Origin of the sequence: Novosphingobium capsulatum NBRC 12533 (assembly GCF_001598375.1) — a bacterium.
Taxonomy (GTDB): Bacteria; Pseudomonadota; Alphaproteobacteria; order Sphingomonadales; family Sphingomonadaceae; genus Novosphingobium; species Novosphingobium capsulatum.
In genome coordinates this window covers 118805-131484 of the sequence record NZ_BCYV01000006.1, presented here as the reverse complement: position 1 = coordinate 131484, position 12680 = coordinate 118805, and the positions used below count along the sequence as shown (strand labels likewise).

The following is a 12680-nucleotide window of genomic DNA, read 5'->3' as shown; positions in this document are numbered from 1 at the left end:
CCTTGGCAAATCACAGCAGCTTGGGCTGGGCGCTTTCCGCCGTGCCGCGCGGGCGGCTGGCGGGGCGGGCGGCGGCCGGGGGCTGGGCCGGGGGCACCTCGCCCGCCGTCACGTCCAGCGTGCCATCGGCAAACTTGAGCGTCAGCGCCGCACGCGCCGCTGCCGTGGCGCGGTCCTTCACGACATGGCCATCGCGGTCGGTCACCAGGACATAGCCGCGCTGCAACGGCGCTTCGGGATCGAGCGAGCGACGCAGGCGGTCGAGCGCCTCCACCCGGCCGCGCGCGTGTTCGATCCGCTGCAATAGCGCCTCGGGCCGCAGGCGGTGCGCTGCCAATCGTTCGCGTTCGCGCCCCAGGCGCTGGGTGAGCAGAGCAGGGCGCAGCGCACCACCGTGGCGGGCGAGCACCCCGGCAGCAATCTCGGTGCGATGCACCAGCGCGCGGCGCAGCCGGTCCGACAGGTCATCCAGCCGCTGGCTCTGCGGGCTGAGCAGGGCCTGGGCGGTGGGCAGGCGCTGGCTGCGCACCTCCAGCCGCTCGCGCGCATGGGCCAGCAGGCGCGCCAGGGCACGGCCGCGGCGAGCCTGCAGGTCGTGGACCTGTGCCGCCAGTTCGGCGCGCACCGGCACGGCGATTTCAGCCGCCGCCGTGGGCGTGGGCGCGCGCAGGTCGGCCGCGAAATCGGCAAGCGTGGTGTCGGTTTCGTGGCCCACGGCGCTGATCACGGGAATCGTGCTGGCCGCAATCGCGCGCACCACCTCTTCCTCGTTGAAGCTCCACAGGTCTTCGATCGACCCACCACCACGCGCCACGATAACCACGTCGGGGCGCGGCACCGGCCCGCCTGGGGCCAGATCGGAAAAGCCGCGCACCGCCGCTGCCACTTGTGCGGCCGCGCCCTGGCCTTGGACCAGCACCGGCCAGACCACGACATGGCTGGGAAAGCGATCCGACAGGCGGTGCAGGATATCGCGGATCACCGCCCCGGTGGGGGAAGTGACCACGCCGATCACGCGCGGCAGGAACGGCAGGGCCCGCTTGCGCGCCCGGTCGAACAGCCCTTCTGCTTCCAGCCGCGCCTTGGTCTTGGCCAGCAGCGCCAGCAGCGCGCCTTCGCCGGCAATCTCCATGCGATCGACCACGATCTGGTAGTTCGAGCGGCCAGGATAGGTCGTCAACTTGCCAGTGGCGATCACTTCCACGCCGTCTTCGGGCATGAAACCCAGGCGCTGCGCATTGCCGCGCCACATCACCCCATCGAGCCGCGCGCCTTCATCCTTCAGCGACATATAGAGGTGGCCCGAAGCCGCGCGCTTCACCCCGGAAAGCTCGCCGCGCACGCGCACGAAGCCGAACCGATCCTCCACCGTGCGCTTGAGCTGGGCAGAAATCTCGGAGATCGACAGGGCCGGGGCGTTGTCGCCGGCGCGTTCGCTCGCTAGGAGCCCGTCCTTGCGAAAGTCATCGTCGTCATTGGGCGCGGAAGGGAAGGCCATGCATATCCTGTTGTTGGGTTCGGGCGGGCGCGAACATGCCCTGGCCTGGAAACTGGCCCAATCCCCGCTGTGCAGCAAGCTCTATGCGGCGCCCGGCAATCCCGGCATCGCCCAGGACGCGCAGCTTGTGGCGCTCGATGCCAGCGATCATGCCGCCGTCATCGCGTTTTGCAGCGAGCAGCGCATCGGCCTGGTGGTGATCGGGCCGGAAGCGCCGCTGGTCGATGGCCTGGCCGATTCGCTGCGCGGCGAAGGCATTGCCGTGTTCGGGCCGAGCAAGGCCGCCGCCCAGCTTGAAGGGTCCAAGGGCTTTACCAAGGACCTGTGCGCCAAGGCCGGCATTCCCACCGCCGGCTATGTCCGCGCCACCAGCGCGCAGGCCGCGCACCAGGCGCTCGACCAGTTCGGCGCGCCGGTGGTGATCAAGGCCGATGGCCTGGCCGCCGGCAAGGGCGTGGTCGTGGCGATGACCATGGACGAAGCCCGCGCCGCGGTTGACGACATGTTCGACGGCCAGTTCGGCGAAGCCGGCGCCGAAGTGGTGATCGAGGAATTCCTCGAAGGCGAGGAAGCCAGCTTCTTTGCCCTGACCGATGGCGCCACCGTGCTGCCGCTGGCCTCTGCCCAGGATCACAAGCGCGTCGGCGATGGCGATACAGGCCCCAACACCGGCGGCATGGGTGCTTATAGCCCGGCCCGCGTGCTGACCCCGGCGCTGGAAGCCCAGGCCATGGCGCAGATCATCGTACCCACGGTCAAGGCCATGCAGGATGCCGGCACGCCCTATTCCGGCGTGCTCTATGCCGGACTGATGCTCACGGCCAAGGGTCCGCAGCTGATCGAATACAACGCCCGCTTTGGTGACCCGGAATGCCAGGTGCTGATGCTGCGGCTGGAAACTGATCTGGTCGAGCTGCTGCTCGCCTGCGCGGAAAACCGCCTGTCGTCGGTCGAGCCGCCGCGCTTCAGCAGCGATCCCGCGCTGACCGTGGTGATGGCCGCGCAGGGCTATCCCGGCACCCCGAAAAAGGGCGGCGCCATCCATGGCATTGCCGCCGCCGAAGGCACCGGTGCCAAGGTGTTTCACGCCGGCACCGCGCTGGGCGCCGATGGCCAGCTCGTGTCCAGCGGTGGCCGCGTACTCAACGTGACGGCGCGCGGCAAGACCGTGCGTGCCGCGCGCGACGCTGCCTATGCCGCTGTCGATGCACTGGATTTCGCCGATGGCTTCTGCCGCCGGGATATCGGCTGGCGCGAGATTGCCCGCGAAGGGGTCTGATCGCGCGCGGCTGGCGCCACGCGCTGATCGTTCAGCGCGGCGCCACGACCTGCCACGCGGCGATGTTGCTGGGCGTCTTGGCCGTTGTCGGCAAGGCGATCGGGCGCAGCCATGAGGGCGGCGTGCCGGCCAGCAGCGCGGCGGCCAGGCCATGGGGCGCCTGGCGGCGATAGAGGTGCATCTCGGGCGCCACGGTGCACACCACCACCAGCGTGGCATGGCGCTTGGCCACATAGGCGCGCGCCTGTTCGGGATCGGCCAGGAAGCCGTGCATCACATCGCTGATCGCGGCAGCGGCGCGGTGATGCCCGGTGGCGACCACGCGCTGGTGCGTGCGCAGCAGGATATCCGGGCCGATATCGACGGGGGCAAAGATATCTGTGGCAGGCATTGCCGCCAGCGCGCCCACGCCACGATCGAAATCGCATCCGCGCAGGCTGCCCATGGCAAAGTCGCGATCCGCAGGCGGATGGCCCAGCTTGGCCCAGGCCGTCTCGCCCAGCGCGATCGGCAGGATTGGCAATGCCGCCAGCAGCATCAGCACGTTGACGCCCATGCGGCGCGCGGAGCTGGTCTGCGCTACGGCCACCAGGCGCCATTGCCGCACCTGCCAGGCCGCAGGCAGGATGGCGATGCCCACCGCCGTGGCCATCGCCCGACTGACCATCGCCCCCACCGCCACGGCGCCGAGCAGGACCAGGCCATGCTGCACCCAGCGCAGCCGCTCCGGCATGGATGGCGCGCTCTGGATCAGGCGCCAGCAGGCCCACAGCCCCAGCGGCACCGCACCGATCAGCGCGATCGCATTGTGCAGCGTGGTTTCCCAGATCGGGCGCCCTTCGCGCACGTTGTCCAGCCAATGGCTTTTCACATAGGGATCAAGCCCACCGAAGGCGCCCGTGGCGCATTGTGGGGCGGCCAGCGCGACGATGGCGGCCGCGCCGCCGGCGGCGATAGCCAGCACGCCCAGTGCCACAAGACGTGAAGCCGGGCGCTGGGAAGGGCGCCACCACGCCAGGCCGGCGCCGCACAGCGCCACCCAGCCGAGCGCGGCGATGTGCATCGGGGAGACGGCATCGCAATGTTCGACCATGTCGCGAAGGCCACGGCAGGCCAGGAACAGGCCGGCGGTGCCCAGCGCCAGCGCCACCGCCGCATGGCCCAGCCGCTGCCACTGCCCATCGAGCAGTGCACGCACGGCAACCACGCCGATGAACAGCGCGGTGAGCGGTAGGCCTTCCAGCGAAACAGTGAGCCCGGCGGCCAGCGCCAGGCCGAGCACCCAGCCGCCACGACGCGGATCGCGCGCATGCAGCCCGACCACGGCACCCAGCGCAGAAACGATCTGCCAGCCATGGTGATCGATGCGCAGCGGCTGCATCTGGTGCAGCACGATGCCCGAAAGCCCGACGATGATGCCGGCCGCCACGGCAGTGTCGCAGCCGAACAGGCGGTTGGCCGCGTGCATCGCCAAGGCCACCGTGCACAGCACGGTCAGCGCCGGAACGATCACCGCCGCGGCAATTTCTGCGTTGGCCGTGCCCAGCAGCGGGCGCAAGGCCAGGATCACTGCCGCCAGCGGCAGATCGACCAGCCGCGACCAGTGCATCAGCACGCCTTCTGGCGCCATGATGCGGTACTGGTGCAGATCGAACCACGCCTGCCCGCTCAGCAGATCGCGCACCTGCACCAGACGCAGCACATCATCGGGATCGCCCATGCGCATGCCGGGAATATCGCGCGCAAAGATCAGGAGTTGCAGCCCCACGATCAGCGCCCAGATGCCCAGCACCATCCACCAGCGCAGCGGCGCGCTGGCCGTGGCGCCGGGTGGGGGCGGGGACGAGGTCTGATCGGGAGCAGGGGAAACGCGATCGGCGCGCACCGAAGCCAGCACGGTCATCAGCGAAACACCACCTGCTTGCGCAGCACCCAGGTGGCGGCAAAGCTCAGCGCGATGGCCACGATCTTGGCCGTGCGCGGATCAAGCCCCAGCTGCACCATGCCGCCCACCACCAGCGTGGTGATCGCCAGGCCGACCAGCGCCGATCCCACGAACAGCGCCTGCTGCCGCAGCCGCGCCGGGCCCGATGCGGCGACGTTCTCGGCAAAGACCGCGCGGCTCGACAGCAACCAGTGCGCGGCAATGCCCAGGGCATAGCCCAGCGCCGAGGCCGCCATGGCCGGCACGCCCAGCGCCAGCAGCGCCAGGAAACTGCCGATATCCACCGCCAGCGCCCCTACGCTGGCGAGGATATAGCGCACCAGCGTGTGCTGGCCCAATCGCTGAAACAGGGGCATGATCATCGCCGTCATTGCCGTCCATCGCCTTTCGGCCAAGAATTACCGCACGGAAAACCGTCAGACCATCAGGCGGCGCGGCGATCCGGCGCCGCGGCGATGCGTTCGGGAACTTGGCGCACCGATGCCAGCGCGGCAGCCTGGTCGGGCGTGACCGGGCGGGTGCTGGGCAGGCCCGCGTCCGCGCCTTCGGCCCCGGCCTCGTGATACTCGGCGTCTTCGTTGACGCACCAAGTGTCATAGAGGCGGCGCTCGGCCACGATGTTTTCCACCGTCAGCATCGCGGTCATCATCGCGTGATCCTGATTGTTATAGCGGTGCATGCCGTTGCGCCCCACCAGGTGCAGCGTGGGATAGGCCGCTTCCAGTTCGGTGCGCATCGCCGCAACATTGGCGGCATAGCTATCATCATAGACCGGATAGGCCTTTTCCTGGCGCACCACCACGCCGCCGATCACCTGGTCGGGCTGCACCAGGCCCAGGATCTGCATCTCGCGCGTGGCAAGGGCGATCAGGTCAGCATCGCTCGATGCCCACAGATCGTCGCCTTCAAAGCAGAAGTATTCCAGGCCCACGCAGGCCACGCTGTCGTCGGGCACCATTTCGGGCGACCACGAGCGGAAGTTCTGAATGCGGCCAACCTTGACCTTGCTGTCGTGGATATAGATCCAGTTGTCGGGGAACAGGTCTTCCGAGCGGATCTTGAGCGCCACGGTCAGGAAATCGCGGTACTTGAGGTCGTTGGCCTCGATCGTGGTCTGCGGCAGCGGATGCATCCGGGCTGCCAGCTCGCGCATCGGGGCCGAGGAAATCGCATGGCGGGCGCGGATCATGGTTTCGCCGCCTTCGGCCGGCGTGGCGCTCAGGCGCCAGCCGCCCTGGCCATCGCTGGCCAGCTGCTTCATCGCGTGGCCCATCAGGATATGGCCACCCTTGGCGAGGATCTTGTCGCGCGCAGCTTCCCACATCATGCCCGGCCCCAGGCGCGGATAGCGGAAGGTTTCCAAGAGCGTCTTGGTCGCCATGCCATCGTTGGGCTTCTTGTTGAGGCCCAGGCTACGCTTGAACCCGTCGAGCACGGCCGCGCCGAGCGAGAGCCCCTTGATGCGCTGCGCGGCCCAGTCGGCGCTCATCTCGTTGCAGGGCATGCCCCAGACCTTCTCGGTATAGGTCTTGAAGAAGATCGAATAGAGCTTCTGCCCGAACTGGTTGGTGGTCCAGTCCTCGAAGCTGCGCACGGTCTTCTTGGGGAAGGCCTTGGCCTTCACATAGCTGGCCATGCACAGGGTGGAGCGCATGATGCCGAGGTTGAACAGCGCCTCAAACGCGCGCAGCGGATAGGAATAGAATTTGCCCTCGTAGTAGATCCGGCTCATCCGCGGGCGCTGGATGAAGTCATCAGGCAGGATCTCGTTCCACAGATCGACCACCGCCTGCGATTTGGAAAAGAAGCGATGGCCGCCGATATCAAAGCGATAGCCTTCGTGTTCCACCGTGCGGCTGATCCCGCCGACATAGCGGGTGTCCTTCTCGATGATCGCCACCGAAAGCCCCTGCTTGGTCAGCAGGTAGCCGGCGGTCAGGCCCGCCGGGCCTGCACCGATGATCGCCACATCGACATCGTACTGACGGCCTTCATCCCCCGAAGTGCCCACCACGTTAACCATCCCATGCCCCCGTCCAAGCGGATTCGCTGATGCTCTCGGGATGAAGGAAAATGGATAAGGGACAGTTAACGTTAAGCAGTTCTTGCCGGATATTGCGGGGGTTTCCCCGATTGGGCACAGCGCGGGACAGACCCACGCCGGGGCTCAATCGGGCTGGCCCTTGCGACGCGCGGCATCGGACAGGGCCTGGCCCAATTGCAACGGCGCGGAAATGCGCGCCAGTTCATCCAGCTTGAAGGTCTGCTCGAACACCAGGCCATAGCGCGGGTGGTTGCGCCAGCGCACCTTGGCATAGATCGAGGGCATTACCCCGGTATCCAGGCGCACCAGTTCGTGCACCATCAACCACTTTTCGCATTCGATGCAGGCGCCCTGCTGCGAAATGTCGTGGAACTGCACATGCACGCTTTCGCCGCCGGAATGCAGCACGGCATCAAGCATCAGGCGCAGCCGCACCTGGCGGCGCGGATAGGCGCCGTCGCGCTCGTCGATCAGGCGCTGCACGTCGATTTCCTGCAGGAACTGCAGGCCGGCGTGATCGCCCGTGGTCCACACCAGGCGCGCCGCATGGCGATCGCCGTTGCCCAGTTCGATCGCCAGGGTCTGGTGATCGGGAATGGGGGTGAACAGGCGAATCTTGACGCCGGTGGCCGAGGCATCGCGCAGGATGCACAGAAACTCGCCGCCATCGACGATCAGCTTGGCCGCGCGAATCAGCAGCGTGAAACGGGGCGCGGCGCGCATGTCGGCGCCGGCCGATGCGTCAGCACCGGCCGATGGGGCGGCGATGTCTTGCCCGGGTTCCTCGGGCAGATCGTTGCGCTGGGCCACTGCCCTGATCTCCAATTGCGTGCGTTCCCCCTTTGGCCGGGCGCACACGAACCCGGTATTGTTCATCTTATCCACCAAGTCTTGCCCGAGCGTTACCCTTATTTGCGGTATTCGTGCAAAAACACTTTCTCTTCGCACGGCAACGCGCGCGGCCGGTGACGGTGGGGAACCGCTAGATATGCCAAGTTCCTTGACTTTTCGTCCGCGCCTACCTAGCTGCACGCTTTCCCCGATCATTTCCATTTTTCGGAGTGCCCATGGCGCGCGTTACCGTCGAAGATTGCGTCGACAAGGTTTCCAACCGTTTCGATCTGGTTCTGCTGGCCGCCGAACGCGCCCGCGCGATTTCGGGCGGTGCCGAACTGACCGTCGACCGCGACCGCGACAAGAACCCGGTCGTGGCCCTGCGTGAAATTGCCGAAGAGACGGTGCGCCCCACCATTCTCAAGGAAAACCTCATCCAGTCGCTGCAGCGCGTGCTGCCCGACGACGATGACGAAGTCGATGAAATCGGCTCGCTTTCCCAGTCGGCCGAAGCGCTGCGCATCACGGCTGCGGCGCCAGTGCGCAACACCTCGCTGGGCGCCGATTACGACGCGTAACAGGCCCTGAAATCCGGCTCAGCTGGGTTTCGGCACGATCAAGCAGGGCGCCGGGGATAATTCCACGGCGCCTTCTTGCATGTGCGCCGCACGCCCGCCACATCTGGGGCCATGGCCAACCGCGTGCCCGCCTCTCCGCGAGTGACCTCGTCGGCGAATCGCCCGTCAGGCGGCACGATCAAGGCCGTGCTCGGCCCGACCAACACCGGCAAGACCCATCTCGCGATCGAGCGGCTCTGCGCGCACTCTTCTGGCGCGATCGGCTTTCCGCTGCGCCTGCTCGCGCGCGAGGTCTATGACCGGGTCTGCGCGATCAAGGGGCCGGCGCAAGTCGCGCTGATCACCGGCGAGGAGCGAATCGAACCAAAGGGCGCGCGCTGGCTGCTGTGCACCGCCGAAGCCATGCCGGCGCGGCCCGACCTCGCTTTCGTCGCGCTCGACGAGGCGCAGCTGTCCGCCGATCCCGAACGCGGCCATATTTTCACCGATCGCCTGCTGCACGCGCGCGGGCGCGAGGAAACCATGCTGCTGGGCTCCGCCACGCTGGAGCCGATGGTCAAGGTCCTGGTCCCCGAGGCCGAAATCGTCACGCGGCCACGCTTTTCCACGCTCAGCCACGTCGGCGCCAAGAAACTCAGCCGCATTCCCCCGCGCAGCGCGATCGTCGCGTTCTCGGCCGAGCAGGTCTATGTCATGGCCGAAATGCTGCGCCGGTTTCGCGGTGGCGCGGCGGTGGTCATGGGCGCGCTAAGCCCGCAGACCCGCAACGCCCAGGTGGCGATGTACCAGTCGGGCGAGGTCGATTACCTCGTGGCGACCGACGCCGTGGGCATGGGCCTCAACCTCGATGTCGAGCATGTCGCCTTTGCTGGCCTGTCGAAATACGACGGCCATCGCCATCGCCGGCTGACCACGGCGGAAATGGCCCAGATCGCCGGGCGCGCCGGACGGCATCACAAGGACGGCACGTTCGGCACGCTGGCTGGCACGGGCGGCCGCGATCCCGAATTTACCGACGAGGAAGTCTATGCCATCGAAGAGCATCGCTTCCCCCCGCTGACCCGCCTGTTCTGGCGTGAGGCGGAGCCGCGCTTCGATACCTTGGCCACGCTCATCGCCGACCTGGAAAGCCCGCCACCGCGCCCCGAACTCGCCACCCCGCCCGAGGCGATCGACCTGGCCGTGCTGCGCCGCCTGGCCGAAGAGCCGGACGTGGCCGCCACGGTGCGGGGCGCGCGCAGCGTCGAACGTTTCTGGCATGTCTGTTCGTTGCCCGATTTCCGCCAGCAGGGCGCGGAAACCCATGCGCGGTTCGTGGCGCGGCTGTGGCAGGATCTGCGCGGCGGTTACCTTGGCGCGGATTATGTCGCCCAGGCGATTGCCCAGCTCGACAATCCCTCGGGCGATATCGACACGCTGCAAGGCCGCATCGCGGCGATTCGCAGCTGGTCCTACATTGCCCAACGGCCAGACTGGGTGCTGGCCCGCGACGAGATGGCCGCGCGCGCCCGCGCCGTGGAAACGCGCCTGTCCGATGCGCTGCACGGGCGGCTGACCGAACGCTTCGTCAACCGCCGCACCACGGTGCTGATGCGCAAGGCTGGGGCCGACGCCTCGCTGCTGCCGGTGCGCCTGGGCGACGATGGCGCCGTGCTGGTCGACGATGAAGCCATTGGCCATCTCGAAGGGTTTCGCTTCGTGGTCGATCCGCTCGCCCGCGCGGCCGATCGCAAGCTGCTGCTGGCTGCGGCCGAACGGCACCTGCCGGGCCTGCTCGCCACGCGCCTGGCCGAATTGGCGAGCGACGCTGCTACCGGCAAGGATATCGCCCTCGCCGACGGGCAGGTGCAGTGGCGCGGTCTTGCCGTTGCCCGCCTCGCCAAGGGCCGCACCGTGCTTGAGCCGCGCCTCGCGCTCGAACCTGCGCTGGAGCGCGCGGGCCCGGCCGCGCGTGACAAGGTACAGGCGGCGCTGGCGCAATGGCTTGAGCAGAACCTCGCCACCGCCTTGCGACCGTTGCGCCGCCTGGCCGATGCCGCCCGCGATCCTGCGGCAGGGGCCGCGCTGCGCGCGCTGGCGCTGCACCTGGTGGAAAGCGGTGGGGTTATCGCGCGCGACCATGCCCGCCTGGAAGACCTGACACCGGCGCAGCGCGCTCTGGCGCGCCGCCTGGGCATCCAGGTTGGTGCGCTCGACGTGTTCGTGCCCGCGGCCCTGCGCGCCGCGCCGCTGGCCGCCTGGGCGGCCCTGGCCAAGGTCTGGGGCCTGGCTCCCACCGCCCCGCCGCCGGGCGGCATGACGCCAGTGCTGGCGCAAAAGGATATTCCGCTGGGCTATCGCCGCACCGGCCCGCAGGCGTTGCGCGTCGACATGGCGGAAAAGCTGCTCCATGCCGCACACGGCGTGCGCCAGGGCGCAAAAGGCCGCCGCTTCGTGCTCGATCCGGCGCTGGCCCGCTCGATGGGCCTGTCCACCGCCGGCTATGCCAATCTGCTGCGCGCTGCCGGCTTCCGCGCCGCGATGCCGCGCCCGCTGGCCGAAGGGCAGGCCGGGCCGCCCGCACCGCCGTTGTGGGACTGGCGCCCGCCACGGCCGGCCACGCCACCGGCCAGGAACAGCAAATCCAACCAGCAGGCCTCGCGCGCGCCGGTGCAACCGGCACCGGCCAGCGGCGCCTTTGCCGCGCTGGCCACGTTGCTGCGATAAAGGAAAAGCGATCACGAGGGAGGAGCAATGCGGATAGACAAGTTGCTGTGGTTCCTGCGCTTTGCCGGCAGCCGGGGGCTTGCCCAGGGCTGGGTGGAAGAAGGGCACATTCGCCTCAACGGCCGTCGCGTCGAACGCTGCAGCGCGGGCGTGAAGTCGGGGGATGTCCTGGTCCTACCCTTGCGCAATTCGGTGCGCGTGATCGAGATTATCACCCTTCCGGCACGCCGCGGGCCTGCCCTTGAGGCACAAGGATGCTATCGGGTGCTTGACGCGGCGCCCCTCGCGCCTCTAGCACGGCCCGAAATCGAGCCTTGAGGAAATACCCACAGCATGACTTACGTCGTCACCGATGCCTGCATCCGCTGCAAGTACATGGACTGCGTGGAAGTGTGTCCTGTCGACTGCTTCTATGAAGGCGACAACATGCTGGTGATCAACCCCAGCGAATGCATCGACTGCGGCGTGTGCGAACCGGAATGCCCCGCCGAAGCGATCCTGCCCGACACCGAAAGCGGGCTGGAGCAGTGGCTGGAGCTGAACACCAAGTATTCTGCCGAATGGCCGAATATCACGACCAAGAAGGACGCGCCGGCCGATGCCGACGCCTGGAAGGGCGTGGAAAACAAGTTCGAAACCCAGTTCTCGCCCGAGCCGGGCGAAGGGGACTGAGCGAACCGGCAACCGCGCCAGGGGTGATTCGCGCCCCTTTGTCGCGCGGCTGATTGCGCCAGACGGGGCTTGATCCATGCCCCGATCCAGCGCCGGAAATCGGGCTGCCCCGGCTTTTTGGCCGGGCGCGGCCAAAAGGCGCATGCCTTTTGCTGTCTCGGCTCTGGTAATTTTGCCACAATGCTGCTATATAGCCATCAAGCGCCGGGCAAATCCTTTGCCGGGCGCCCTTTTTGTTACGAGAAGGCAGAAACAGGCGGCACACGGAAAACGCTGACGGATCGCGCTATCGGATCGCCTCGTCGATCGCAGGGCCTTGGCCGGGCTTAAAACGGTTCTTTGCCAGTTCACGCTCCCCGGGACCAGCCCCGCACCGGATCAACCAGACCGGGCAGGGTGGAGTGTCACAGGCATATTCGGTTCGCCGTCATGGTTTTTCCTAGCCGGGCATCCCGCCCCCGCCGTCCCGTCTGCCGGCGTCGAAAGGATAAGAAATGGCAGCCAAGGCTCTTGCCTTCGATGTTGGGGATTACGTCGTTTACCCGAAGCATGGTGTCGGCCGCGTGGTCGAGCTTCAGCAGGAAGAAATCGCGGGCATGAAGCTGGAGCTCTACGTGCTCCGCTTTGAAAAGGAGCGCATGACGCTTCGCGTTCCGGTCAACAAGGTCGAAGCGATCGGCATGCGCAAGCTGTCTTCGGACAAGACCCTGCGCGAAGCGCTCGATACGCTCAAGGGCAAGCCCAAGGTCAAGCGCACCATGTGGTCGCGCCGCGCCCAGGAATACGAAGCCAAGATCAACTCCGGCGACCTCGTCTCGATCGCCGAAGTGACTCGCGACTTGTTCCGCGCCGATGACCAGCCGGAACAGAGCTATTCCGAACGGCAGATCTTCGAAGCCGCGTCTTCGCGCCTGGCCCGCGAACTCGCCGCGATGGAAAAGACCGACGAGCCGGCCGCGCTCAAGAAGATCCTCGCGATCCTCAACGAGCATGCTCCCAAGTACTACGAAACGGTCTGACCGGCGCAACCTGCCGAACAGATGTTTCACGTGAAACGGGCCGCCGGAACCACCGGCGGCCTTTTTCGTTTGGCGGCGGGGCAGGGGCTGGTGCAAACGCCTGGA

General features: G+C 67.4%; 11 protein-coding genes. 6 read left to right on the top strand and 5 right to left on the bottom strand.

Going from position 1 to position 12680, the window contains the following annotated elements; translation table 11 throughout:
* Positions 1-10 precede the first annotated feature (10 nt).
* A complete protein-coding gene (gene xseA, locus SCA01S_RS04285; protein ID WP_062783267.1) occupies positions 11-1498 on the bottom strand; it encodes an exodeoxyribonuclease VII large subunit in 1488 nt (495 codons plus the stop codon).
* Between xseA and purD the strand changes: the two genes are divergently transcribed.
* The gene (gene purD / locus SCA01S_RS04280) at positions 1497-2777 is read left to right on the top strand and encodes a phosphoribosylamine--glycine ligase (protein ID WP_062783264.1); all 1281 of its coding nucleotides are present in this window, start codon (positions 1497-1499) and stop codon (positions 2775-2777) included. The two genes, xseA and purD, sit on opposite strands and share 2 nt — an antisense overlap.
* A gap of 31 nt (positions 2778-2808) precedes the next feature.
* Here the strand turns inward: purD and SCA01S_RS04275 are convergent, their stop codons facing one another.
* From SCA01S_RS04275 to SCA01S_RS04260, 4 genes are all read right to left on the bottom strand, one after another.
* Positions 2809-4680, bottom strand: coding sequence for a hypothetical protein (locus SCA01S_RS04275; RefSeq protein ID WP_062783262.1), 1872 nt, complete (start codon positions 4678-4680; stop codon positions 2809-2811).
* On the bottom strand, positions 4680-5093 hold the full coding sequence (locus tag SCA01S_RS04270) for a GtrA family protein (RefSeq protein ID WP_054131670.1): 414 nt from the start codon (positions 5091-5093) through the stop codon (positions 4680-4682). Before SCA01S_RS04270 ends, SCA01S_RS04275 begins: the two co-directional genes overlap by 1 nt.
* A gap of 53 nt (positions 5094-5146) precedes the next feature.
* Complete coding sequence (locus SCA01S_RS04265; RefSeq protein WP_062783259.1) at positions 5147-6745, bottom strand: NAD(P)/FAD-dependent oxidoreductase; 1599 nt, start codon at positions 6743-6745, stop codon at positions 5147-5149.
* 144 nt (positions 6746-6889) lie between these two features.
* Positions 6890-7576 (bottom strand): PilZ domain-containing protein, encoded by a 687-nt coding sequence (locus SCA01S_RS04260; protein ID WP_082350102.1) that lies wholly within the window; start codon positions 7574-7576, stop codon positions 6890-6892.
* Positions 7577-7833: 257 nt separating this feature from the next.
* On the opposite strand from SCA01S_RS04260, the gene rpoZ reads away from it, so the two are divergent.
* From rpoZ to SCA01S_RS04235, 5 genes are all read left to right on the top strand, one after another.
* A complete protein-coding gene (gene rpoZ / locus SCA01S_RS04255; RefSeq protein WP_022677787.1) occupies positions 7834-8178 on the top strand; it encodes a DNA-directed RNA polymerase subunit omega in 345 nt (114 codons plus the stop codon).
* A gap of 111 nt (positions 8179-8289) precedes the next feature.
* On the top strand, positions 8290-10884 hold the full coding sequence (locus tag SCA01S_RS04250) for a helicase-related protein (RefSeq protein ID WP_054131668.1): 2595 nt from the start codon (positions 8290-8292) through the stop codon (positions 10882-10884).
* A 27-nt stretch (positions 10885-10911) separates the two neighbouring features.
* A complete protein-coding gene (locus SCA01S_RS04245; RefSeq protein ID WP_022675319.1) occupies positions 10912-11202 on the top strand; it encodes an RNA-binding S4 domain-containing protein in 291 nt (96 codons plus the stop codon).
* 15 nt (positions 11203-11217) lie between these two features.
* Positions 11218-11556: a ferredoxin FdxA gene (gene fdxA, locus SCA01S_RS04240; protein WP_022675318.1), complete on the top strand. Its 339-nt coding sequence runs from the start codon at positions 11218-11220 to the stop codon at positions 11554-11556.
* Positions 11557-12050: 494 nt separating this feature from the next.
* Positions 12051-12575 carry a CarD family transcriptional regulator gene (locus tag SCA01S_RS04235; RefSeq protein ID WP_022675317.1) on the top strand — a complete coding sequence of 175 codons (525 nt, stop codon included), beginning with the start codon at positions 12051-12053 and terminating at the stop codon, positions 12573-12575.
* Positions 12576-12680 lie beyond the last annotated feature (105 nt).

What these genes read in the sequence shown, in the direction of transcription:
- purD (WP_062783264.1), top strand. Translation starts at nt 1,497, where the DNA reads ATGCATATCCTGTTGTTGGGTTCGGGCGGGCGCGAACATGCCCTGGCC.
- xseA (WP_062783267.1), bottom strand. Translation starts at nt 1,498, where the DNA reads ATGGCCTTCCCTTCCGCGCCCAATGACGACGATGACTTTCGCAAGGAC.
- SCA01S_RS04275 (WP_062783262.1), bottom strand. Translation starts at nt 4,680, where the DNA reads ATGACCGTGCTGGCTTCGGTGCGCGCCGATCGCGTTTCCCCTGCTCCC.
- SCA01S_RS04270 (WP_054131670.1), bottom strand. Translation starts at nt 5,093, where the DNA reads ATGACGGCGATGATCATGCCCCTGTTTCAGCGATTGGGCCAGCACACG.
- SCA01S_RS04265 (WP_062783259.1), bottom strand. Translation starts at nt 6,745, where the DNA reads ATGGTTAACGTGGTGGGCACTTCGGGGGATGAAGGCCGTCAGTACGAT.
- rpoZ (WP_022677787.1), top strand. Translation starts at nt 7,834, where the DNA reads ATGGCGCGCGTTACCGTCGAAGATTGCGTCGACAAGGTTTCCAACCGT.
- SCA01S_RS04250 (WP_054131668.1), top strand. Translation starts at nt 8,290, where the DNA reads ATGGCCAACCGCGTGCCCGCCTCTCCGCGAGTGACCTCGTCGGCGAAT.
- SCA01S_RS04245 (WP_022675319.1), top strand. Translation starts at nt 10,912, where the DNA reads ATGCGGATAGACAAGTTGCTGTGGTTCCTGCGCTTTGCCGGCAGCCGG.
- fdxA (WP_022675318.1), top strand. Translation starts at nt 11,218, where the DNA reads ATGACTTACGTCGTCACCGATGCCTGCATCCGCTGCAAGTACATGGAC.
- SCA01S_RS04235 (WP_022675317.1), top strand. Translation starts at nt 12,051, where the DNA reads ATGGCAGCCAAGGCTCTTGCCTTCGATGTTGGGGATTACGTCGTTTAC.